This window comes from Novosphingobium cyanobacteriorum, from assembly GCF_029436685.1.
GTDB classification, from domain to species: Bacteria; Pseudomonadota; Alphaproteobacteria; order Sphingomonadales; family Sphingomonadaceae; genus Novosphingobium; species Novosphingobium cyanobacteriorum.
The window spans coordinates 1-22,555 of the sequence record NZ_JAROCY010000031.1 but is presented as its reverse complement, the minus strand read 5'-3'; the positions used below and the strand labels follow the sequence as shown (position 1 = coordinate 22,555).

The 22,555-nt window shown below is 63.1% G+C and carries 19 protein-coding genes; 13 read left to right on the top strand and 6 right to left on the bottom strand.

The window, feature by feature from the left end:
- The first annotated feature begins 108 nt into the window (after window positions 1–108).
- Both POM99_RS20405 and POM99_RS20400 read left to right on the top strand, forming a co-directional pair.
- Entirely contained in the window at window positions 109–750 is a 642-nt protein-coding gene (locus POM99_RS20405) for a DUF7146 domain-containing protein (RefSeq protein WP_277280534.1), read from the top strand.
- Between the two features lie 68 nt (window positions 751–818).
- A complete protein-coding gene (locus POM99_RS20400; RefSeq protein WP_277280533.1) occupies window positions 819–5,030 on the top strand; it encodes a strawberry notch family protein in 4,212 nt (1,403 codons plus the stop codon).
- Here POM99_RS20400 and POM99_RS20395 read toward each other — a convergent pair.
- The 3 genes from POM99_RS20395 to POM99_RS20385 form a co-directional block, all read right to left on the bottom strand.
- The gene (locus POM99_RS20395) at window positions 5,027–6,166 is read right to left on the bottom strand and encodes a Fic family protein (RefSeq protein ID WP_277280542.1); all 1,140 of its coding nucleotides are present in this window, start codon (window positions 6,164–6,166) and stop codon (window positions 5,027–5,029) included. The two genes, POM99_RS20400 and POM99_RS20395, sit on opposite strands and share 4 nt — an antisense overlap.
- 236 nt (window positions 6,167–6,402) lie before the next feature.
- On the bottom strand, window positions 6,403–6,993 hold the full coding sequence (locus POM99_RS20390) for a PIN domain-containing protein (RefSeq protein WP_277280532.1): 591 nt from the start codon (window positions 6,991–6,993) through the stop codon (window positions 6,403–6,405).
- A gap of 12 nt (window positions 6,994–7,005) precedes the next feature.
- A complete protein-coding gene (locus POM99_RS20385; RefSeq protein WP_226019481.1) occupies window positions 7,006–7,464 on the bottom strand; it encodes a helix-turn-helix domain-containing protein in 459 nt (152 codons plus the stop codon).
- A 205-nt stretch (window positions 7,465–7,669) separates the two neighbouring features.
- On the opposite strand from POM99_RS20385, the gene POM99_RS20380 reads away from it, so the two are divergent.
- The 6 genes from POM99_RS20380 to POM99_RS20355 all read left to right on the top strand — a co-directional run bounded on the left by POM99_RS20380 (window position 7,670) and on the right by POM99_RS20355 (window position 13,988).
- Window positions 7,670–9,742: a ParB/RepB/Spo0J family partition protein gene (locus POM99_RS20380; RefSeq protein ID WP_277280531.1), complete on the top strand. Its 2,073-nt coding sequence runs from the start codon at window positions 7,670–7,672 to the stop codon at window positions 9,740–9,742.
- 72 nt (window positions 9,743–9,814) lie between these two features.
- Window positions 9,815–11,482 carry an ATP-binding protein gene (locus POM99_RS20375; RefSeq protein WP_277280530.1) on the top strand — a complete coding sequence of 556 codons (1,668 nt, stop codon included), beginning with the start codon at window positions 9,815–9,817 and terminating at the stop codon, window positions 11,480–11,482.
- The gene (locus POM99_RS20370; protein WP_277280529.1) at window positions 11,479–12,378 is read left to right on the top strand and encodes an ArdC family protein; all 900 of its coding nucleotides are present in this window, start codon (window positions 11,479–11,481) and stop codon (window positions 12,376–12,378) included. The genes POM99_RS20375 and POM99_RS20370 overlap by 4 nt, the downstream gene beginning before the upstream one ends.
- An 88-nt stretch (window positions 12,379–12,466) precedes the next feature.
- Window positions 12,467–13,123, top strand: coding sequence for a hypothetical protein (locus POM99_RS20365; RefSeq protein ID WP_277280528.1), 657 nt, complete (start codon window positions 12,467–12,469; stop codon window positions 13,121–13,123).
- 11 nt (window positions 13,124–13,134) lie between these two features.
- Window positions 13,135–13,740: a DUF6927 domain-containing protein gene (locus POM99_RS20360; RefSeq protein WP_277280527.1), complete on the top strand. Its 606-nt coding sequence runs from the start codon at window positions 13,135–13,137 to the stop codon at window positions 13,738–13,740.
- Window positions 13,741–13,835: 95 nt separating this feature from the next.
- A complete protein-coding gene (locus tag POM99_RS20355; RefSeq protein WP_324608756.1) occupies window positions 13,836–13,988 on the top strand; it encodes a hypothetical protein in 153 nt (50 codons plus the stop codon).
- 4 nt (window positions 13,989–13,992) lie between these two features.
- Here POM99_RS20355 and POM99_RS20350 read toward each other — a convergent pair whose 3' ends face one another.
- Window positions 13,993–14,481, bottom strand: a complete 489-nt coding sequence (locus POM99_RS20350; RefSeq protein ID WP_277280526.1) for a hypothetical protein — start codon at window positions 14,479–14,481, stop codon at window positions 13,993–13,995.
- A gap of 109 nt (window positions 14,482–14,590) precedes the next feature.
- On the opposite strand from POM99_RS20350, the gene POM99_RS20345 reads away from it, so the two are divergent.
- The 3 genes from POM99_RS20345 (at window position 14,591) to POM99_RS20335 (ending at window position 18,924) form a co-directional block, all read left to right on the top strand.
- Complete coding sequence (locus tag POM99_RS20345; protein ID WP_277280525.1) at window positions 14,591–14,998, top strand: DUF3768 domain-containing protein; 408 nt, start codon at window positions 14,591–14,593, stop codon at window positions 14,996–14,998.
- Between the two features lie 4 nt (window positions 14,999–15,002).
- Window positions 15,003–15,335 carry a hypothetical protein gene (locus POM99_RS20340; RefSeq protein WP_277280524.1) on the top strand — a complete coding sequence of 111 codons (333 nt, stop codon included), beginning with the start codon at window positions 15,003–15,005 and terminating at the stop codon, window positions 15,333–15,335.
- 79 nt (window positions 15,336–15,414) lie between these two features.
- Window positions 15,415–18,924: a class I SAM-dependent DNA methyltransferase gene (locus tag POM99_RS20335; protein ID WP_277280523.1), complete on the top strand. Its 3,510-nt coding sequence runs from the start codon at window positions 15,415–15,417 to the stop codon at window positions 18,922–18,924.
- A 51-nt stretch (window positions 18,925–18,975) separates the two neighbouring features.
- Here the strand turns inward: POM99_RS20335 and POM99_RS20330 are convergent, their stop codons facing one another.
- Window positions 18,976–19,626: a hypothetical protein gene (locus tag POM99_RS20330; protein ID WP_277280522.1), complete on the bottom strand. Its 651-nt coding sequence runs from the start codon at window positions 19,624–19,626 to the stop codon at window positions 18,976–18,978.
- Between the two features lie 310 nt (window positions 19,627–19,936).
- On the opposite strand from POM99_RS20330, the gene POM99_RS20325 reads away from it, so the two are divergent.
- Window positions 19,937–20,533, top strand: a complete 597-nt coding sequence (locus POM99_RS20325) for a DUF6338 family protein (protein WP_277280521.1) — start codon at window positions 19,937–19,939, stop codon at window positions 20,531–20,533.
- 467 nt (window positions 20,534–21,000) lie between these two features.
- Window positions 21,001–22,116 carry a hypothetical protein gene (locus POM99_RS20320; protein WP_277280520.1) on the top strand — a complete coding sequence of 372 codons (1,116 nt, stop codon included), beginning with the start codon at window positions 21,001–21,003 and terminating at the stop codon, window positions 22,114–22,116.
- Window positions 22,117–22,248: 132 nt separating this feature from the next.
- Here POM99_RS20320 and POM99_RS20315 read toward each other — a convergent pair.
- Window positions 22,249–22,555: hypothetical protein (locus POM99_RS20315; protein ID WP_277280519.1), on the bottom strand; the 307-nt coding region annotated here is incomplete at its 5' end.

Below are 22,555 nucleotides of genomic sequence, written 5' to 3'. Positions count from 1 at the left end.
TGCCCGTCCCATGCAGACCGAACCCCGTCACTGGCGATCAGGCAAGGTGATCGCGACATCCTCGTGACCTGCCATGCCGGATGTGACGCTACCGATGTTCTCCGTGCATTGCGCAGGATTTCGAACCTGCCGAGTGTTGGACCGGCTGAGCAGGCAGGTCGGCTGACTCGGGCGACATCCGCCCATCTCGCCATCTGGCAGGCAGGTCGTCCGATCGAAGGCACCCTGGCCGAGCGCTATATCCGCGTCGTCCGCAACCTTTGGGCACCGCTTGAGGACCTGCGCTATCATCCCGACTGTCCAAGAGGGCAGGGGAGGCTCGTCCAGTTTGAGCCGGCCTTGCTCGTCGCGATGCGCAAGGCGGGCGAGATCGTTGCAATCCAGCGGATATTCCTCGATCCGACGACCGGCCAATACACCGACAAGCTGGTGCTCGGGCAGGCCATTGGCGCTGTCTGGACCAACGGTCCGCCGGGCAAGACGATTGGCCTGTGCGAAGGGTTCGAGACTGCCGCAGCATACACTTCGCTCACCGGCATCCAGGCATGGGCCACAATGGGCGCGAAGCGTTTCGACCAGGTCGAAATCCCGGCCAGCGTCGAGCGGGTGATCCTGCTTGCCGACAACGATCCCGAAGGACGCCGCGCCGAAGCCCGTGCGCGCAAAGCATTGGCCCGGCCGGGCATGGCGATCGACACCGAGTGGCCACCGGGGCGCATGAATGACTGGGCGCAGCTCCTGAACCGATGAGGGGAGGGGGGCTTTGAGGGATGTGCCGCTGGTCGGCAGCAGACCTCACATATCTCCCGGAGACCTTCATGACCGCTACGATCTCTCGCAGCAGTGCCATCCTCGGTGCTGCGCGCACGCTTGCCGCCAAGCTTCTGCTCGCCATCCCCATCGATCGGGCCGCGCTCACCCAGGCCATGACCGAAAGCGCGGGCGGCAACGATGCCGCAGGAGCCTGGACCCAGCGCGAGAGTTTCGAGGCGCTTGAGGTGGCGCTTGCCATGGCAATCCCCGAACTGGTCGGCCGAATGGACGCTGAGGCTGCGGTTCGGACGCTCGAGGCTCTGGCTCGGGAACTACCCACTCACACGGTGCGCAGCGAAGACCAGATCGCCTTCCAGCAATTCTCCACCCCGCCAGCGCTGGCCTGCCTCGCCGTTCATCTCGCGCGTATTGGGCCTGAGGATGTCTTCCTCGAACCGAGCGCCGGCACCGGGGTCATCGCTGCGCTGGCGAAGGGCGCGGTGAAGCAGTGCCTGCTCAACGAACTTGAGCCGACCCGCGCCGAACTGCTCGAAGGCCTGTTCCCGGGCGCTCAGGTCTATCGCCACGAGGGCGCGAAGATTGCCGCGCTGCTCTCCGGCACCGCTCGGCCGAGCGTGATCGTGATGAACCCGCCATTCTCGGTGTCGCAGTCGCGGGGCGAGGATCAGAATACCGCGGCACGGCACCTGCGTGCTGCACTCGATCACCTGTTGCCCGGCGGCCGGGTCGTGGCGATCATGCCGGACTGGTTCGCTGACACCGCGCGTGGCGGGGAGGTCTATCGCCGGACCCTGGAGGGCGCGCGGGTCGTCATGTCGCTGCGCCTCGACAAGGGCGGCTATGCCAAACACGGCACCGGCATCGCGGTACGGATGCTCGTGATCGACAAGGTTCCGGGTGACACTTCAGTCTCAACGATCAACCGAGCGTCTGTCAGCGAACTGTTTGCGGCGATTGGACCCATTCCACCACGCGCTGCGCTGCGCGAGACCAGCCCGCTTGCAGTCACCCGACCCAAACTGAGCATGTTCCGATCGGTAAAGAGCGGCCCGGCTCGGCCAGTGATCGTGCGGGCGCCGCAAACCAACGAAGTTCGGCCGGTCGCCTACCAGGTGCTCGAGGACGCGGCAGCCATGGGCGAACAGCGCGGAGTCTACGCCGATTATCGCCCTTCGCGCGTGGTGATCCCGGAAGCGGGCGAGCATCCGACCCACCTCGTTGAATCCGCTGCCATGGCGTCAATCGCGGCGCCCAAGCCCGGCTACGTGCCGTGCCTGCCCGAACGGACGGTGACCGCGCGGCTGCTGTCCGCCGCCCAGCTTGAGACCGTGATCTACGCGGGCGAGGCCTGGAGCCGCGATCTCCACGGCCGGTTCACGCATCCAGACCGCGAGGTGGCGCTGAAGGAAGACCCCGACGGCCAGCTCTACCGCACCGGCTTCTTCCTCGGTGACGGGACCGGGGCGGGGAAGGGGAGGCAGGCGGCGGCCTGCATCCTCAACCAGTGGCTCAAGGGTAACCGCCGCCACATCTGGATTTCGAAGAACGCGCCTCTACTCGAAGATGCACAGCGCGACTGGACGGCAATCGGCGGGCTGCCGTCCGACATCATCGACCTTGCACGCTGGAAGATCGGCGAGGAGATCGCCGCGCCTGAGGGCATATTGTTCGTACCCTATGGTACCCTTCGCTCATCGCGGGTCGAGGACACCAGGCTCGACCAGATCGTGCGCTGGGCCGGTCCCGCGTTCGAAGGCGTGATCGTGTTCGACGAGGCGCATGAAATGGGCGGCGTTGCCGGCGGGGAGGGTGCTCTCGGGCAAAAACAGGGCTCGCTCCAGGGGATAGCCGGGGTGCTGTTGCAGAACACCCTGCCGCGGGCCCGGGTGCTTTACGCCTCGGCCACCGGTGCCTCGGACGTCAACAATCTCGCCTATGCGGTCCGGCTCGGCCTGTGGGGGCCGGGCACGGCCTTCGCCAACCGCGAGCAGTTCATCTCCGAGATCCGCGACGGCGGCATTGCCGCGATGGAACTGGTGGCGCGCGATCTCAAGGCCTCGGGACTCTATCTCGCCCGCGCGCTCAGCTTCGCCGGGATCGAGTACGACATCCTCCGTCATGACCTCAGTCACGACCAGATCGCGATCTACGACACCTATTGCGAGGCCTGGACCATCATCCACCAGAACCTCGAGGTGGCGCTGGAACTCACCGGCGTGGTCGACGGCCTTGAAAACCGAACGCTCAACAGTGGCGCGAAAGCTGCCGCGCGCAGCCGGTTCGAGGGGACCAAGCAGCGCTTCTTCGCGCAGGTTCTGCTCTCGCTGAAGCTGCCTTCGATCTTCCCGGCGATCGACGAGCATCTGGCGCAAGACGAAAGCGTGGTCGTCCAACTGGTCAGCACCGCAGAATCGATCCTCAATCGGCGGCTCAACGAGCTCGATCCCGAGGAGCGCGAGGCGCTCGACTTGGACCTGTCGCCCCGTGAGGCAATTGTCGACTACCTCACCCGCGCCTTTCCTACCCGGCAGATGGAGGAATACGTCGATGAGCTCGGCGATGTCCGCTCGCGCCCGATGTGGGACGAGGCGGGCAACCCGGTCCACAACCCACAGGCCGAGGCCGCGCGCGAGCAGTTGATCGAGCATATCTGCGCCATGCCGCCGATCCCGACCGCCCTTGATGCGCTACTCGATCACTACGGGGTCAGCGCCGTGGCTGAAGTGACCGGGCGGTCGAAGCGCCTGGTCCGCGATGGCAGCGGTCAGCAACGCTTCGAAAGCCGCTCACCGCGCACCAACCTTGCCGAGACGACAGCATTCATGACCGGCACCAAACGCGTTTTGGTGTTCTCCGATGCCGGTGGGACGGGTCGCAGCTACCACGCGAGCCTCGATGCGAAGAACCAGCAGCGCCGCGTGCATTTCCTGCTCGAACCGGGCTGGCGCGCCGATCGCGCGATCCAGGGACTGGGGCGCACGCACCGGACGCATCAGGCCTGTCCACCGCTGTTCCGCCCCGTGACCACCGACTGCAAAGGCGAGGCCCGGTTCACCAGCACGATCGCAAGGCGGCTCGATGCGCTTGGAGCCTTGACCCGCGGGCAGCGCCAAACCGGCGGGCAGGGGATGTTCGATGCTTCCGACAACCTCGAGAGCGCTTACGCCAAGCACGCCCTGCACGACTGGTATGGGCTCCTCGCCACCGGCAAGCTCAAGAGCACGACGCTGGGCCAGTTCCAGACGATGAGCGGGCTTGAGCTCACTGATCAGGATGGGGTGCTGCGCGAGGACCTGCCGCCGATCCAGCGTTGGCTCAACCGCATCCTGGCCATGAAGATCGCGGTGCAGAACGCGGTGTTCGAGGAGTTCCTCACCCTTGTCGAAACCCGGGTCTCTGCCGCCAAGGAGGCGGGCACCTTCGACATCGGCGTCGAGACCGTCTCGGCTGAGACCTGCGAGGTGCTCTCGGACACGGTGATCCGCACCGATCCGGTGACCGGGGCGACCTCGCACCTCCTCGAACTGTCGCTGACCCAGCGGCGCAAGCTGCTCACGCTCGAGCGCGTCCTGAAAATGGCCAGCTACGAGGACAAGCCGCTGTTCCTGCGTAACGGCAAGTCGGGCAAGGTCGCGCTCGCGATCCCTGCGCCCTCGCACATGGACGAGGAGGGCGAACTGATTCGCCGCTTCGAGCTCGTGCGGCCGCTGCGCAGCGAATACATCCTCGCGGGCAGGCTCGACGAGACCGCCTGGGAGCCGGTGTCCAAGGCCGCGTTCAGCGCGCTGTGGGAAGCGGAATACGCCGCGGACGAGAACCAGCTCGTCACCGAAACCGTGTTCCTCGCGACTGGCCTGCTGCTGCCGATCTGGGGCGCGCTCCCCAAAGAGGACCTCACGGTCAACCGCATCGTCGATAAATCCGGCGCGTCCTGGCTCGGCCGGCACGTCCATGACCTCTACGTCGATGCAACGCTCGAAAAGCTTGGCGTCTCGCGCAAGGCGCAGACCGATCCGGCCAAAATCGCCCAAGCCATTCTTGGCGGCGGTACCTGGAAAGCACCGCATCCGCTGAACTTCACTGTGCGCACTTCCCGGGTGAATGGTGCGCGGCGGATCGAGATCGTCGGCGCCGAGGCGGCCCGCATCCCCGAACTCAAGGCCCTTGGCTGCTTCACCGAGATCATCGCCTACAAGACCCGCGTGTTCGTGCCGGGTGACAATGCCGAGGCCGTTTTGGCCAGATTGATCGCCTAGCTAATAGACGGAGCGGGATTGGGTTCTCCAGCTGCCCCGAGGATCAGGTGATAGCGCGTGGACCTGAGCGTTCCCGTCTGACCCATTGCCCCGAGAGCGACCAGTTCCTGAAGATCGCGGGTCGCCGTGGCCCGTGACGTATCCGTGATCGAAATGTAGTTGGCCGCGCTGAGCCCGCCCTTGAACCCGCCGAGCCCCTCACGGAACATGCGCGCGATGACTTTCTCCTGCCGCGGGTTGAGCTTCCCGCGGTACCGGTCGTGGAACCGAGTCTTCTCCAGCAGGAAGTCGATCAAGGCCAGGCTGTGGGTCTGCGCATCGAGGACCGTCTCGGCCCAATAGGCCAGCCAGTCGGAGATCTCGTTGGCCTTGTTCGCCGCTTCGAGCGCGTCGTAATAGGCCGAGCGTCCCCGCTGGATGGTCTGCGACAGCGCAATCAGGCTTGGTTGCCCGATTGCCTGCGACAGCGCTTTTTCCGCAATTGCGCGCCCGATGCGGCCATTGCCGTCTTCGAATGGGTGAATGGTCACGAAGTAGAGGTGCGCGAGGCCAGACCGGGTCAAGCCGGGTAGCGGAGTAGCGCCGCCCGGGCCGGTGGCGGCAAACCATTCGAGGAACCGCGCCATTTCCGCCGCCATTTCGCGCGACGGCGGCGCCTCGAAATGGACAGTAGGTTTGTGCAAGGCACCCGAGACGACCTGCATCGCATCTTCGTGCTCGCGGTAACGGCCAACGACGTCGATGTCGCTGCGGCCGCTCAGGACCAGGCGATGCCAGTCGCCCAAGACCTCTTCGGTCAGCGGAGCGGCGAAGTCCCGGTAGAGCGCCATCATCATCTCCGCGATCCCGCGTTCGGCGGGCGGAATCCGGCGGGCTTCGGTTTCGAGACCGAACTCGCGGCGCAGCGAAGACTGGACGCTATCGCGATTGAGCAGCTCGCCTTCGATCTGCGAGGTCTTCATCGCTTCGTCGGTCATGACATCGAGCACGACGCTGGTACGGTCCTCATCTCCGAGGTGCTTCACCACGCCGATCATGATCCCGGATTGCTGCAGGAAGCGCGCCTCGTGCACGGCCAGGGCTTCGCTGTTCCAGCGAAAATCAGGCCAGTCCGGCTGCTGCCAATTCCACTTCATGAGGTATTCGCCCACGGTTTATAACTCGCCCCATAGCCCATTATGAGGCATAAAGCGATAATTTATGCCTCACGTGGCGCTTGCCGCCGATTTCCGAGTGCTAGTGCAGGGGGCGCTTCAACGAGGCCATGGTCGGCGCACGGGTGCCTTGAGCGCATTTAACATCAACGATGTTAAATATGACTGCGCTGTTAGACCGGCCTACCTCACGTTAGCGATCGAGACGCGAATGGCCCTCAGATGGATTCGATGTGGTTGTTGAGCAGTGAGGCGGTGACGAACAGCCCATGCGCCTCTAGCGACCTCAGGTAGCCCTCGGCCGACATTTCCGGTCGCTTAAGCCGTGTGCGCAAAGTTCGGATTGCGGCAACCGCCTTGCCTTCATCAAGAGCAATGGTGTCGGCGATGAACTCATCTGCAGTTCGTGCTTCGATGTTGAGCGGGGACAGGACTGCCTCGGGGAAGTCCGCGATGTTCTCCGTGACCACCGCTTGGGCCTGTGTCTGGACGGCTGCCGCCAGCACATGTTCGTCGTTCGCATCGGGAAGCCCTAAGGTCATCGACGCAAGCGAGGTGTGAGCCATTACCAGGGCTTCCGGGAAAGCGCGGTGCATGGCCTCGACCGAACGCGCCGCGCGCGAGGCCGAATCTTCGATGCCGCGCTCGGCGAAAATCCTGCCCAGTGCGTTTTGCGTTTCATCGAGAATCCGCTGCGACCATCGCACCCGGAAGAACTCCGCTTCGGCCAGCGTGAGTAGCAGGTCACGCCTAGGGGCGCTGACCAGTGTGCAGGCATCTACCAGAGCTGTGTAGCGATTGGCGAACATGGCGGCCGGAGATCAATAAAGGTCCGCGTCGCCCGAAAGCAGATCGTCCATAGCCTTGGCGCGCGTTTCATCACGCTTAGCCTTGTAGGCGAACACATCCTCTGCCTTGAGACGACGATGCCTACCAACCATGCTATGGGGGATATCGCCCTTTTCGATCAGCTTGATGAGGTAGGGCCGCGACATATTGAGCAGGTCAGCCGCTTGCTGTGTAGTCAGCATTTGCTGAATCGGAACGAGCGTGACGGCATCGCCGCTGCCAATGTGGCGTAGCAATTCCAGGAACAGATCCGACATCGCCGGAGTAAGGGCGATTTCAACGGGTTTTCTGGTCTTCGGATCGGGCACTCGCAGCTTGGCTTCGCCGGCCTTCTGGGCGGCAAGAATTCGGCGAAGCTGGTTGGCGATCTGCCGATCATCGGCCGAGGGCAGCCTGTTGCCAAAGGGCAAGGCGTTGGCTGGCAGGGTCATTGGCTCTCTCCGTGATGGCCATATTGACTATCGAATATTCGCAATAAACGCAACCAATTTCTCCGCTTCAGGTTCCGCGGCTCCGGCATATCGCCGTAATCCGTGGGTCTGAAGCCCCAAGCCCGTTCCTGAAATGTCGAGGGGAGGGGGGCTGGAAGGGGTGAGCCGAAGGGCTCGGTCAATCCAGCTTTCAGGAGCACCCCCAATGAACGACATCGAGATGATCCCGCTTGGCAAGCTGCGCTTGTCCGAGGCCAATGTGCGCAAAAACGACAGCAACCTCTTCATCGAGGAACTCGCCGCCAACATCGAGGCCAAAGGCCTCCTCCAGAACCTGATTGTCGCCCCGGCCAAAAAGCGGGGCATGTTCGACGTGACCGCCGGTGGTCGCCGTCTGCGCGCACTCAATTTTCTCCTCGAGGCGGGCAAGGTGCCCAAGGATCACCCCGTCGCCTGCCGCGTGCTCGACATCGATGCTGCCGAGCAGTCCGAGCTGTCGCTGATCGAGAACGTCATCCGCCTCGACATGACCCCGACCGATGAAATCCGTGCCTACAAGCACTTCGTCAACGAGGGCAGCGACCTCGACGCGATTGCTAAGCGGTTTGGCCGCACTCGCCGCTTCATCGAAGGCCGCCTGCGCCTCGCGGACCTTGCCGATCCGATCTTCACCGCGCTCGAGGATGGCAAGATCACCCTCGATGTCGCGAAGGCCTATGCAACGACGCCCAACCACGAGCGCCAGATGTTGGTGTGGAACGAGCTTTCGAACAGCTGGCAGGGCAACCAGGCCGATTCCATCCGCCGGATGATCATGCACAGCGCGATCCGCTCGTCCTCGCCGATGGCGAAGCTCGCAAGCGAAGCCGATTACCTCGCCGCCGGCGGCAAGATCGAGCGCGACCTCTTCACCGAGGATGGCGGCGAGACCTGGATCGACGCCGAGATTGCCCAGCGCATCGCGGGCGAGAAGCTCCAGGCCTATGCGACCCAGATCGCCGAGACCTCGGGGTACGCCTGGGTTAGGCCGATCCTCGAGACTCGCGTGACCTATGGCGCGACCGAAGACCTTCACCAGGTCCACCTCGAACCCGCACCCCTGTCGGACGAGGAACAGGCCGAAGCCGACCGCCTCATGGAGACGATCTCCGCGCTCGAGGCCGAAGGGGAGGGTCTCGACGAGGACGATGAAGCTGCTGCCGCCGAATTCCAGGCGCGCTGGGAGGCCGCGACCAACGCCTACGACGCACTTCACGACAAGCCGCCGGTGATCCCCGAGGAGATGAAGGCCAATGTCGGCTGCTTCGTGATCATCGGACCCGACGGCGAACCGGCCGTGGCCAGCGGGCTCTACAGCGACAAGCCGCTTGAGAAGCGCAAATCTCGCAGTGGCCCCGATGCGCCGGGCGGCGCGGACAGCGGGGCAGGGGAGGGCGCAGGCGCCAGTACTGCACCCAAGCCGCTGTCACAGAAGCTGGTCGAGGAACTCGCCGTCCAGCGCCGCGACATTCTCGCGATCAACCTCGCATCCAATCCGGCGATCGCGCTCGACTACCTGATCTTCGCCATCGCGGATTCGCGCGCGCTCTACAGCGCCCAGGCGCTCGGCACGACACTGCGCGCACCGTCGCCTTCGCTCTACCTCGCCAACTATCCCGAGAACCCGGCCCACAAGCTGATGGCCGACATGCGCGAGACGCTCGATATGTCCTGGACCGAGCACCGCCGCACGGTCGACCGGTTCGCCGCGTTCAGCGCGCTCGACGACGATGCCAAGGCGAGCTGGCTTGCCTGGTGCATGGCCAAGACCCTCGAAGCGAGCATGGGCATCGACCGGAAGGCGGGACAGTCCGGTCCCGAGCCGATCGATCTTCACGATCACCTTGCCACGCTGATGGGGATCAACGTCGCCAGCCACTGGCGGCCGACTTCGGCCAACTACTTCGACCGCGTAAGCAAGCAGACACTGCTCGCCCATGTCAGCGAAGTCGGCGGGCCGACCATGGCGGCAAGCTTCATGGGTTCGAAGAAGGGCGACCTCTCGGCCTCGTGCGAGAAACTGTTCGCGGGCGAAACCATCGTCGCGCCCGAGGTCAAGGAAGCCGCGCTCGCCTGGGTGCCCGAGGCGGTGCGGTTCCGCGCCATCGCTGCCAGCGAGACCGAGGACGAGCAGGCGCCGATCGAAGCTGGGGGCGAACCCGCGCCGGAGGGCGAGGTCGATGAACTGGAGGCCAGCGACGATCAGGAAGCCGAAGCGGCCGAACCTGTCGACGCCTGATCAATCCCTCGCGAAGCAGCCGCAGGCCGATGCGCCTGCGGCTGCACGTCTCCCGCATACAGGACATGTCTCATGACCACGCTGACCAAACTGCGCGCCCAGGTTTCTCCGCAAGCAATCTCCAAGGTGACCCGCATCTTCAACGGGACCCTCGACGACATTTTCGCCGAACTCTTCCAGAACGCCCGGCGCGCCGGCGCCACGCGCGTCGTGGTCACGGCCGAGCATCTGGCCGATGCCTGCCTCATCACCGTCGATGACGATGGCGCAGGCATTGCCGACCCGGTCGATCTTGTGTCGCTCGGGCAATCCGACTGGCCCGGTGAATGCCGGACGCGCGAGGATCCCGCTGGCATGGGGTTCTTCAGCCTAGCCCGACTCGACACGGTGGTGAGTTCCACCAGTGCTGTTGGCTCGTTTTCCCTGGCGATCGCAGGCGATGCCTGGACTGGCGAGTCCGATATCGATGTGCTGCCGTGGAATGGTCCGCGCGGCACGGCAATCGCGTTCCACTTTCCGCCCGGACCCGAAGGCAAGCTCGAGCGGACCGTTGAGGCCGCGGCGCGCTTCTTCCCCCTGCCGGTCACCTACAACGGCAAGGATCTCGCCCGCGCCGATTTCCTCGCCGATGCCCACAAGGTCGTCGAGGGTGATGGCTACCGCATCGGGGTCTTCCGCGACCGCCATTCGCCGCACGTGGCGACGCTCAATTTCCACGGGGTGACGCTCAAGCACGCGTTCCCGGTGATCAAGGAAGTTCACCACACCCAGTGGAGCGTCCAGGTCGATATCGTCGATGCCCCGGACCTCGTGCTTGTTCTGCCCGCCCGCAAGGAGATCTACCGCAATGCCGCACTCGACCATCTCGTCGAGCTCTGCCGCCGGGCCATCTTCTCGGTCATCTACGCCGAACCGCTCCATCGGCTGAGTTTCGAGGACTGGCTTGAGGCACGGTCCTATTGTCCGGACTTCCCGCAAGCCGCGCGGCAACTGCCGCTCTGGTCGCCATCCACCGCCCGCGACGACTATCGCCCGGTCCCGGCTTTCGCTGGTCTCGAGCCGGGCGCGACCATCTACGATGACACGGACTCCTATGATTCCGTGACGTTCGGCCGCGCGCTCCGGCGGTCGAATGGCGGGGAACCGCACAAGCTCGGCGGACCCGACCCCCGCGCCTTCCATGAGCCGATCACCAATTTCATCGGCTATCCGTGGTACGACGCGCTGTCTTGCTTCATCCGCACCGGCGAGTGCCTCACGCACGACGGCGATCAGGCTGCCGCGAGTGAACCCGGCGCCCTGACCCAGAGGCCGGGCGCCATCCGGATCGAACTGACCGATCAGCACGGTCACCGCCTCGACGTCGAGACCGACTTCGTCATCCAGGAGGGCGACGATTCCTGGGGCGATCCCGACTGCGCGGTGATTGCACTGACCCGGGGCTCGGAACTCGATCCGAACGATCTCACCGACCTCATCATCGATGCGGTGTTCTCGCCCTCGGACGATTCCGATGCCGACAGCTACGACACCCAGGAGACCCGCTTCCGCCATGACGCTGCCGTGCGGGCCCATGCCATCCTCGAAGGAGACGACGCGGCTATTCTGGCCGGCATCCGCATGGCGTTTGCTGACCGGGTTGCGTGGCGCATCCCGCATGGGCGCAAGCTCCAGCTGACCTGGTCGAGCGGCGGCAACGATCTCACTCTTGTCGACGCGGGGGAGGGCTCCGACCAATGACCCGCCACCCCAAGCCCGATGTCGCCCAGGTCATCACCGACCTGATCCTCGAAAAGATCGCCGCCGGCACCGCCCCGTGGCTCAAGCCTTGGTCTGCGACCACCACGCGGCCGCTGCGCCATAACGGTGTCGGCTATTCCGGCATCAACACCTTCTACCTTTGGGCGGTCGCCGAAAGCCGCGGTTACACCAGCCCCTACTGGATGACGTTTCGTCAGGCAGCCGAACTCGGGGGGCACGTGCGCAAGGGCGAAAGCGGCTCATTCAGCGTGTTCTATTCCTCGGCGCGCAAGACCGAGACCGATCGCCAGACCGGGGAGGCGACCGAGAAGACCATCCGGTTCATGAAATGGAATCACGTCTTCAACGCCTCGCAAATCGACGGGCTGCCGGGGCACTATTACCCCGAGCCGCCAAGCCCGGCGGCGATTGGCGAATTGTCGGCCGGGGTGCGCGATTTCCTCGAGGCGATCCCGATCAGGGTCGTCCATGGCGGCGACAGCGCGCATTATTCGCCAGCCAGCGATACGGTCACCCTTCCGCATCCGCAGGCGTTTCATTCAATTGAGGCTTACTTTTCAACGAGATGCCATGAACTTGGTCACGCCACAGGGTCTGCCAAGCGGCTCAACCGTCAATTCGGCAAGCGGTTCGGCGATGATGCCTATGCCTTCGAGGAGATCGTCGCTTCGCTGACGCAGGCCACGCTTTGCGCCGAATACGGCCTGCCCAACGAACTTCACGACAGCCATGCCTCCTACATCCACCACTGGATGAAGATCCTGCGCGGGGACAAGACCGCGATCCTCCATGCTGCCGCCAAGGCCGAGCAGGCGGTCAAGTGGCTGCGCCAGTTCGACCCGGCGCTCACGGGCGATCTCAAGGAGGCGGCCTGACGGCAGACGGGACACGCTCGCGCGGCGAGCGGGAAGGGGAGGGGGTGGGAGCCCGGCGCGCCATAGGGCGCGATGGAGACTTACGCCCATGAACTACGATCTCGACTTCCGCTATCGCCGCGCGTTGCAGCCCGACGGGCTCGCAACCATCCCGACCGCCACCCAGGCCGTGGTCGATGCGATGCAGGACGCGCGCAATGCTGGCATCGACCCGGCCCGCGATCCTGCGACCATCCTGCTTGCCCGGCATCTCGGACGCATAGCGCTTGGCCATGCCCCGGACGAGACCTTCACCGAGGACACGCCGCTGCGCCGGCAGTGCATCGCCAAGATCGACGAGCTGAAGTCCAAGCCGGCGCTGGTCGCACTCGCGCGCCGCGGGATCGGCTATGACCCAGAAGCCAAACGGGCCTTCCACCGCGAGGCGCGTTCGGCACTCCGGGTTGCAGCCCGCCATCTGGGCCTGGACCCCAACCAGTACGATTTGCGCAGCAATTTCGCAGGGCCTGCCGTCTCGGGCGAGATCACCCTTCATGGCGACGAGATCTACGTCCAGGTCTCGATCCCCTGCATCCGACCTGGCCGTGAGGTGATGTTCCGCCGCTGCAAGGGCCGCCAGGACTACCTCGGCGACCGCAACCACTTCTGCGACATCGCCGTCCTCGCCGCCCCGCACAGCTTCCGCGCGCTGGTGGTCCGCGAGACCGGCCTTTCCATCAACCCACGCGAGCAATCGCTGCTCTAGGAGAAAACCCCATGGGCTGGCTGTTCATGTCACGCGGCGGGATGTCGCCTTTCGCCACGCCGAAGGCCTATCTCGACAACCAATGCACCTATCCGCCCGATCCGGACAAAGGCCGCGAGACCGGCCTGCGGGTGCTCAAATCGACGGTCCGCTCCGGTGCCTATTACGCCGCCTGCCAGAGCTACGACGCCGAAGGTCCAAAGGAGACCTTCGCGATCATCTGCCTGGTCAAATGGAACCCTGGCGCGCGCAGCGGCGAGAATTTTGGCTACAAAGACATGACCGAAACGATGGGGCCGTATCACTACGATTGTCCGGCCTCGATCCTCGACCTGTTGGGGCCTCCCGGCAACGAATATGCCGCCAAATGGCGCGAGGCCTGCCGGGCGCGCCTCGCGCTGACCTCGCGCCGCAAGCCGCGCCCTGGCGACACGCTGGTGCTGGCCGAGCCGCTCACGTTCACTGACGGGCAGTGCGAGCGCAGATTCCGGGTGGTCCAGTCGGGCCGGAAGACCATCCTGCGCCGGATGAACGATGGGATGGGCGTGAAGATCAGCAAGCTGATGAGCCGTGCCTGGACGATCGTCCCCGCCCCGGCCGCCCCCTCGGCGCCGTGACCGGCCCGCGAGCTTGCACTGCCATGTCGGACCAGCCACCCCCCGAACGCTCACCCAAACGTGGGCGCCTTTGCAGCATCGAGAACGCCAACCGCGTGGCCACCCGCGTTGCCGAGCATATCCTGACCGACACGGCCGTCGTAAAGACCGGAAACCCGCTGCAGCCGTTCCGCGTGGTGCTGGCGAGCAAGGCCGCGCCGGGCCGCACCGTCTCGCGGGTCGTCACCTGCAATGATGACGAACCCTGATGGGTCAGTACGGCTCCGGCCCGCGCTCGACGAACCACGACTGGCCGAGCTCGAAATCGGGGTTTGCCGAGACCAGCGGGCCGTCAGGAGCTTCCACCACATAGGGCGAGACAAGGTCCTTGCGGCGGACCCGCGAGCGGCTGAGCCAAGCCGCGGTCCGACCGCGCGCCTTCAGCATGCCCAGCAGCCAGTCCATTGCCTCGGCCATCTCGACTACGCCGCGCCCGGCGAGGCTGTAGTAAATCGCCCGCTGGAAATCGTCGCACGAGTTGCTGAGGATCTGAGCCAGCTTCGCCCGCCCGCCGGGCGCATTTTCATGCACCAGAGACACCGCTTCGCGCAGTTCGCGCACCGAGAAGTAGGCGTCGTCAACCCCGACCCCGATGCAGAGCGCCGCAATCGCACGCCGCGCAGGCAGGACATTGAGGTCGCACGAGGCATCGCGCAGCGCGATGTCGAGATCGAAATGGTCGGTATGGGCGCCGATGGGCATCGAAAATTTCCTTTCGAGAAAGAACGTAGCGTGAACGCTCAAGCGCCGTCAACCAGCGGGTGGAGGGGAGGGGGAGTGCCTCGCTCGATCATTGCAAAGGAGAGTTTTGATGACCCAGGTTGCCCAAGCCGCCCCCGCCGACACCGACCGCACCGCCGAGGTCGCAGCGCTCAACGATGCCGCTCGTGCGGGGTCGCTTGTTACCTCGAAGACCGTGTTCACGCGGGCGCTCGTGGATATTCTTGCTGGCGATTATCCCGATCCGGGGACCCGGCAGCTCAACCTGATGATGGGCCAGCGCACCCTCCGCCGGCTGATAAACGAGACGCCGATCGATCCCGGCAACGACCCGCACGGGGAGCGTGACTTCGGTGTGGTCGAGCATCAGGGCCACAGGATCTTCTGGAAGGTCGACGTCTACGCCAACGACGGTACGTTTGCCTGGGGGTCGGAGACGCCGTGGGACGCTCAACAGAGCTTCCGCGTCGTAACCGTCATGTTGGCGAGCGACTGGTGACGCGATGAGCCGGTATTCGTTGAAGCCGTTGCCCCATCGAGGGGATGTGTTCGAGGTAGCGGTCGGATGGGATCCGGCGCTGAACACGTTCTTTGTGATAGTTTTTGGGGTGCCAGATGCCGTGCGCGAGCTAGAGGTTAGAATGTGGCGCGGTAAGAACCTAGGTGAGATTTGTACTGTCGAACCGCTGCTCGCGTTTGCAGGACAATTTGCGGAAATTCCCTCCGAACTCGCGGCGAAGCTGGAAAGGGATCGCCTGATCCAGCCCCATTGTCCAGCCGCACCAATGAGCAGACTTGTTGCCAAAATCCTACATTTTGCCCCGAATGGCGGATAGCGCTCCGAGCAACGTGCCAGTTGCCTCGACGTCCTGCTGCGTTGCGGGACAATGATCCCTGTGCTTTACCCTCTCCCTGATGAGGGAACCTGCTGAAATCGAGAAATTCATCGCTGACTGGCGCGATACGGGCGGGTCGGAACTCGCCAATACTCAGAGCTTCATCAATGGCCTTTGCCGACTTCTTGGGGTTGATGAGCCCACCGGCAGCCGCACCGATGATGCGCACAACGACTATGTCTTTGAGCGCCGCGTTTTCCAGGACAACGGTGACGGCACGCAGAGCTTCGGTCGGATTGATTGCTACAAGCGCGACGCCTTCATCCTCGAGGCTAAGCAAGGCAGTGAGGCTGACCGCGCGGCGGCCAACAAAGGCGAGGACGATCTCGACATCTTCGGCCAGACCGCCGGTGCCCGCGTCAAACGCGGAACTGCCCGGCGCGGTACGCCCGGGTGGGCCAAGGCGATGGTCCAGGCCAAGGGCCAGGCCGAACGCTATGCCAAGGCGCTTCCCGTCGATCATGGGTGGCCACCGTTCCTTCTGGTGGCTGATATCGGCTATTGCATCGAGGTTTATGCCGACTTCACCGGCACCGGAAAGGCCTATGCCCAGTTTCCGGACCGCGCGCGTTACCGGATCATGCTGGATGATCTGCGCGATCCTGATGTGCGGGATCGCCTGCGCGCGATCTGGACTGATCCCAAGAGCCTCAACCCCACCGCTCGCGCCGCCCGCGTCACGCGTGACATTGCCGATCTGCTGGCAACGGTCGCCCGCAGGCTGGAAAAGCGCGGCTACAATGCCGAGACGACCAGCGGTTTCCTGATGCGGGTGCTGTTCACGATGTTTGCCGAGGACAGCGGCCTGATTCCGGAACGCAGTTTCACCACCCTGCTGAAGAACCAGCGCACCCACCCTGAGCATCTGGAACACCAGCTTTCCGCGCTGTGGGCGGCGATGGACAAGGGCGAGTTTTCCCCAGCGCTCGGCGTGCCGCTCAAGAAGTTCAACGGTTACCTGTTCAAGGAACGGACCGCGATCCCGCTCGATACCGATGAGTTGGAAGTGCTGATCAAGGCGGGCGAGCATGTCTGGACCGAGGTAGAACCAGCGATCTTCGGCACACTGCTGGAACGCGCGCTGAACCCCAAGGAGCGGGCGAAGCTGGGCGCGCATTACACTCCGCGCGCCTATGTCGAGCGGCTGATCGGCCCGACCATCATGGAGCCATTGCGTGCAGACTGGGATGGGGTGCGCGTTGCTGCCGCCACCTTGATCGATGAAGGCAAGGCCGACGAGGCCAAGGCACATGTCGAGGCTTTCCATGCGCGCCTGGCGCAGACCAAGGTTCTCGATCCCGCCTGCGGCACCGGCAATTTCCTCTATGTCGCTATGGCACGGATGAAGGAGCTGGAAGGCGAAGTGCTCGACCTTCTGGTCGAACTGGGCGATGATCAATATGTGGCGGAATTGACCGGCCACACCATCACCCCTGAAAACTTTCTGGGGATCGAGATCAACCCGCGCGCCGCCGCGATTGCCCAGCTGGTGCTGTGGATCGGCTACCTGCAATGGCACTTCCGCGTAAACGGCGCGGGCCGCGCCCCCCCAGAACCGATCTTGCGCGACGTCCGTACGATCGAGAACCGCGACGCCCTGATCGAATGGGACGACAAGGTGCTGGAACTGGACGAGGCCGGAAAGCCCGTCAGCCGCTGGGACGGCGAGACGATGAAGCCGCATCCCGTCACCGGCAAACAGGTTCCCAACGAGGAAGCACGGGTCGAGGTCTGGCGCTACGTGAAGCCCCGAGCCGCGAAGTGGCCGAAGGCGGACTTCATCGTCGGCAACCCACCGTTCATTGGCGGAAAAGACGTGCGCGACCGGCTTGGCGACGGCTATTTCGAGGCGCTGTTCGCCACGACTGACGTTCCTGAAAGCGCCGACTTCGTCATGCACTGGTGGGACAAGGCGGCCACTGCCGTGCGCAAGAGCGGCACGCGTCGGTTCGGCTTTGTCACGACGAATTCGATCACGCAGGTGTTCAGCCGGCGCGTGATCGCAAAGCATCTGGACGCGAAGGACCGGGTCAGCCTGCTCTTCGCCATTCCCAACCACCCCTGGGTGGATGAGAAGGATGGTGCCGCCGTGCGCATCGCCATGACTGTTGCGACGAAGGGCAAGGCCGCAGGTCAGCACTGGAGCGTTGCCGATGAAAGTCAGGCCCCCGCCCATCTCGTTTACACTGAGAGGGTCGGCCAGATTAGCAGCGATCTCCGCATCGGGGCCGATGTGACGGCGACCTTAGCGCTCAAGGCAAATGATGGCCTGTGCTCGCCCGGCGTGAAGCTGCACGGCGATGGCTTCATTGTTACGCCGGAACAGGCAAGGACACTTACGCAGGTTCAAATCAGCAGCGCGCAACCACCATACATCCGCACTGGCGTCGGAGATGGTGATGAGGTGGTCTTCGACTATCGCAATGGCCGCGATCTCGCTTCGCGGCCGCGCGGAGTGAAGGTGATTGATCTCTATGGCCTGAGCGAAGCCGAAGTGCTGGAGCGCCACCCTGCCATTTTTCAGCACTTGTCGAACGCCGTCCGCCCTCAGCGCAACGGACAGGCAGCGAAAAGTAAGACCGCCGATGCCAAGCAATATGTGGAGAAGTGGTGGTTGTTCGGCAAGCCACGACCGGACTTGCGCAAGGCCTTGCGCGGAGTGACTCGCTACATCGCCACCATCGAAACGGCGAAGCACCGGGTACTCCAGTTCCTGCCCATGTCGATCCTGCCCGACAACAAGCTGATCTGCATTGCACTGGATGACGCCTATGCGCTGGGTATCCTGTCGAGTCGCTTCCACGTGCCCTGGGCCATTGCCAGCGGTGGAAGGCTGGGAATGGGAGATGACCCGGTTTACGTGAAGTCTCGCTGCTTCGATCCCTTCCCGTTCCCCGCAGACGTCCCCGAATCGCTTAAGGACAAGATCCGCGCCCAGGCCGACGCGCTCGACGTGCTGCGCAAGCGTGTGCTGGTCGAACACGAGGACCTGACGCTCACCCGGCTTTACAATGTGCTCGAAGCCCTGAAGGAAGGCCGCCCGCTCACGGATGCCGAGCGCGGCATTCACGATCGCGGGCTCGTCACCCTGATCCGCCAGCACCACGACGTAATCGATGCCCTCGTCGCTGAGGCCTATGGCTGGCCTGCCGATCTCTCCGACGAGGAAGTGCTCGCCCGCCTCGTCGCGCTCAACAAGAAACGTGCCGCCGAAGAGGCCAAGGGACTGATCCGCTGGCTGCGCCCCGAATTCCAGGCGCCGGACTACAAGGCCCCGGTGACCCAGACGCTCGACCTGGGCGAGGCCGCTGCCGTGCTGCCCGACAATGTCATCCCTTGGCCCGGCACGCTCCCCGAACAGGTGAGTGCGGTGCAATCGATCCTGTCCGCGGCAGGCTCCCCGCTGGCCCCGCAAGACGTTGCCCGCGCCTTCAAGGGCAAGCGCGCGGCCACATTGCGCCCGGTGCTGGATGCCCTAGCCGGTATCGGTATGGCTCGCCGACTTAAAGACGGAAGGTACGCGGCGTAGCGGCATCTCGCACGTCAGCCGCGGACGGGATTTCAAACCTTCCGTATCAATTCATGCTACCAAGGCGGATCGCACGTTGCCGGGAAAGAGCTGCAGCGCGAACGCGTTGGCAATCTGCCGAGCGGACGCTTCAGACAGACCAGTTACTCCTCCAACGAAAGCACTGCCGTCAAAGAAGCTCTTAGGCTCAAGTCCGGCAGCAATTAGCTGATATGTCCGAAATAGAACCTTCCCCAAATCGACATCAGGAGACTGTCTGACCATTTGATCATACTCAGAATCCAAACTGATATGATCCCAATGGACTGAGTAATATTTCACGGACTTCGATATATGAATGAACGGAATTCTGCGCTGTTGGCACAGGTAGAACCAAGCGTCGCGAGCTGCGGAGTCTCGTTTGTGGAAACTATTCCAAGCGGGCTCGGGCCATTCAATCCCTTTGAAAATGTATCGCAGCAATTGGGACGACGCTTCATCGTAGCCAAGCTGGGCAGCACGGTTCTCGAAGGCGTCAAAGTCCACCTCATAGACCGTAACGTCCGGCAGCTTATTTGAAGTCGCCAGGTATGCAGCATTGGACCGAAATCCTATGAGGGCGGCAATCGCTTCCGTGGCATGCGCGGAACGCATCTCGAAATCACCCATTAGGATGGTTTTGAGAAAACGAATATTTGCAGATGTAGGCAACAGGATAGCCATACGAACTCCAATGGGTCGCATCGGTCGCCATTTAATCGATCTGACCAGTGGGTTCGTGGGCAGATTTGTAGGTAAATTAGAACCTATTTAGCTTGGCGACAGGCATGGAGGTAAGGCCAAAGACAATGCTGGCCACACATGGTGCAACTGTCAACTGCTGCTCCGCATTTGACGCAACCTTTGCTGCCGCAACCTCGGGCCCAAGCCCGCCGTTGGATCACCTACCCGTCAATAATGCATTGGAAATCGCGGCTCTCTGCTTGTCCTCGGCGCGGCCGATGGGTAGAGAGGAACATAAGGAGACCAATTCTTGGGCGATCTGCTGAAACCCGAAGTGCTAGCACTGTTTCTGGTCTTCACAGTTCCAGGCGTCATTGCCCTTTTTTTCCGCAGCCAGTTCCTTGCCGGTCGGATGCCGCCAGTTTCCGAAGGAGCTCTTGCCTACATCACCTTGTCGTTGGCCTATCATGCCATGGCCTTTCCCCTTGCTAGGGGCATTTATACGTCAGGTAGAATTGACGGCGCATATGGCCTTGGCTGGTTTGGCCTGCTTTTTGCCACTCCGGCGGTCTTGGGAGTGATACTCGGCCTCAATATCCGAAAAGGCTGGAGCAAGGCACTTCTGGCGCGCATCGGCATAAACACGATCCATCCGGTCCATTCAGCCTGGGACTGGCGCTTTGCCGCTTGCGAGGAATGCTGGGTCATCGTCACACTGAAGGACGAGACCAGGTTCTACGGGTATCTCGGCACCGGCTCCTTCGCCTCGTCAGACGCGGCTGAACGCGACCTCTATGTCGAGTATGTCTACGATTTTGTCGAAGAAGGCGAACCTTGGACGCCGCGCGGATCCAGCGTTTGGTTGGCCCACGGGGAGATCCGTTCGATTGAATACCTGCCGCGCTAGAGGAGGCGCTCGATGACCAATGAACGCATGACTGCTAATCGTCCGGTCGGCACCGGAAATTTCGGATACCAACCGACGGAGACCCGCGGGCACCAGCCGGTCTCGGCGAGTCCCCGTGGGCCTACGGCAGGAGGCCCCACCGCCGCTGCAGTTTCGAGCGGACCTCCAGCCAATCCTCCCACCCAAGGCACGAGCGCCCGCAAATAATATCCAGGCACAAAGGCAAGAGACATGAGCACCAAGGATGGAAACTGTGAACGGCCCATGGCGAACGACGGTTATCAGCCGCTCGGAAAGGGCTATCAACCAATGGCTGTGACACCGACAAGCACCGCCCAGAATGGACACCAACCTACAACCGGACAAGGCGCCAGTGGTCCGCCTGCCAATCCGCCGGCCCAAGGTGGCAGCGGCAAAAAGTAAGAGCGGGCTTGTACCGCAGGTCGGCTTCGACCGGTTTACTTACGATGCTCATCGTTCGCCCTGTCATTATCGCGCCTGACAGCGCTCATTGGTCCCGCTGGATCGACGCAGCACTTCGTCCCACGCACCGGGATCACGAGTCAGCCGTAACGCTTTACGACCGTCTGATTGCAGCTGGCCGCATACCGCTCCTGACGTTCCACCACCTCGAAGAACTACTCGCAATCGACGACGGTGATTGGGCCATGCGCCGGATCGCGTTCATCCAGTCGCTGCCTTTGGTCGGATTCGTTCGGTGCCCAGACAACGGCGTGCAGACCGGGACGATTGTTGACATGCTCGCCGCGGAAGTCGCAGCAGCTCTTGCCGGTGCCGATTCGATGGCTGAGGTTCGCAAGGCTGCGCGAGGCCGGCTAGTTCGGACCGGAACCGGCACCGATGTGATCGGAACCGAGATGTGGGTCTGGAGCGTTGTCCGCGAGGAATGTCTTCGCCGCAACCGCAGTTCCCGATCTATCGCCGCGGTTCGCCGGATGGGTCTTTTCGACGACCGGCGTACAGTTGGTGAAATTGTGAAAGGCTCGATCCGGCAGCCCAGCGAGCGCCGATCCCGCCTTGTGCGGATGTCAGATGAAGTGACCGATCATGTCCGCACTCGTGGTGATGTCCGGATCGAGGACCCCGCGGGGGTGGCGAACTGGTTCATGTCCGAATTGGGTGATGTCGATCTGCCGCCTGGCATTGACGTGAGGGGCTTGTTGGAGTGGGCGCTTACCGAGCAGGGCCTCGACCGCGAGGAGATCCGCGACGATGCTATTCTAGCCGATCTCAACCGATTGGCGATCTATCGGACACGCCTCAAGATCATAGCCGATTACCTTGAAGTACCTTATGTGCAGCTAAAAGAAATTGATCCAGGAATCCTTCCCAGTCTTTCGATCCATCAAGGGCTCGAGCGCTATGGCCAGGATCGGCAACGCCGCCCGGGAAGCGATCTTACCGACGAGTGCCTTGCTGCTCTCGCACCCTATGTAGACGAGTTGTTCGTCGATCGGCGTACTCGTGAGGACTTCAGGCGATTGCGACAGGCAGACAAAAGCCTATTTGATCGGATCGGGATGGTGAGGAGCGCCGCGCAACTTGATGAGTTGCTCGGTTAGCCTGCTGCACGTTCCTCAGCGCGAGAAGCCTTGCGGCCTATGCGGTTAAACAGCGCTGGGTCCCGGCGAGCCTGAATGGTGCTTTGGCATCAGCCCTCCCTCAGGGGCATTTGCTGGACGCAGGACCAGCGCTCACTTGCGCAATAAATCACCAGGACCAAGATATCGGACATCGACGGTATCGCCGAGCCAACCGACACTTGCCAATGCCAAGCCAAGTCGATCTGGATTGAGAGGTTCGGCGAGGCGTCCGAGAGGCGTGAAGTCCGCCGAATATACAAGCGTTTCGTCATTTGCATCGACGAACCGTAGTGGCGTGTAGACCGGCGTGCAAAATTGACCCCGTTTGAGGGGTAATCGGCGTCTAAAATTGACCCCACCCTTGGGCATGTTTGAGGCTGTCCGTTTGTGCATACGAACGGCGAGGGCGGGGATGTTG

Coding starts and splice junctions, on each gene's coding strand:
- POM99_RS20400 (WP_277280533.1), top strand. CDS start 819: ATGACCGCTACGATCTCTCGCAGCAGTGCCATCCTCGGTGCTGCGCGC.
- POM99_RS20395 (WP_277280542.1), bottom strand. CDS start 6,166: ATGAAGTGGAATTGGCAGCAGCCGGACTGGCCTGATTTTCGCTGGAAC.
- POM99_RS20390 (WP_277280532.1), bottom strand. CDS start 6,993: ATGTTCGCCAATCGCTACACAGCTCTGGTAGATGCCTGCACACTGGTC.
- POM99_RS20385 (WP_226019481.1), bottom strand. CDS start 7,464: ATGACCCTGCCAGCCAACGCCTTGCCCTTTGGCAACAGGCTGCCCTCG.
- POM99_RS20380 (WP_277280531.1), top strand. CDS start 7,670: ATGAACGACATCGAGATGATCCCGCTTGGCAAGCTGCGCTTGTCCGAG.
- POM99_RS20375 (WP_277280530.1), top strand. CDS start 9,815: ATGACCACGCTGACCAAACTGCGCGCCCAGGTTTCTCCGCAAGCAATC.
- POM99_RS20370 (WP_277280529.1), top strand. CDS start 11,479: ATGACCCGCCACCCCAAGCCCGATGTCGCCCAGGTCATCACCGACCTG.
- POM99_RS20365 (WP_277280528.1), top strand. CDS start 12,467: ATGAACTACGATCTCGACTTCCGCTATCGCCGCGCGTTGCAGCCCGAC.
- POM99_RS20360 (WP_277280527.1), top strand. CDS start 13,135: ATGGGCTGGCTGTTCATGTCACGCGGCGGGATGTCGCCTTTCGCCACG.
- POM99_RS20350 (WP_277280526.1), bottom strand. CDS start 14,481: ATGCCCATCGGCGCCCATACCGACCATTTCGATCTCGACATCGCGCTG.
- POM99_RS20345 (WP_277280525.1), top strand. CDS start 14,591: ATGACCCAGGTTGCCCAAGCCGCCCCCGCCGACACCGACCGCACCGCC.
- POM99_RS20340 (WP_277280524.1), top strand. CDS start 15,003: ATGAGCCGGTATTCGTTGAAGCCGTTGCCCCATCGAGGGGATGTGTTC.
- POM99_RS20335 (WP_277280523.1), top strand. CDS start 15,415: ATGAGGGAACCTGCTGAAATCGAGAAATTCATCGCTGACTGGCGCGAT.
- POM99_RS20330 (WP_277280522.1), bottom strand. CDS start 19,626: ATGGCTATCCTGTTGCCTACATCTGCAAATATTCGTTTTCTCAAAACC.
- POM99_RS20320 (WP_277280520.1), top strand. CDS start 21,001: ATGCTCATCGTTCGCCCTGTCATTATCGCGCCTGACAGCGCTCATTGG.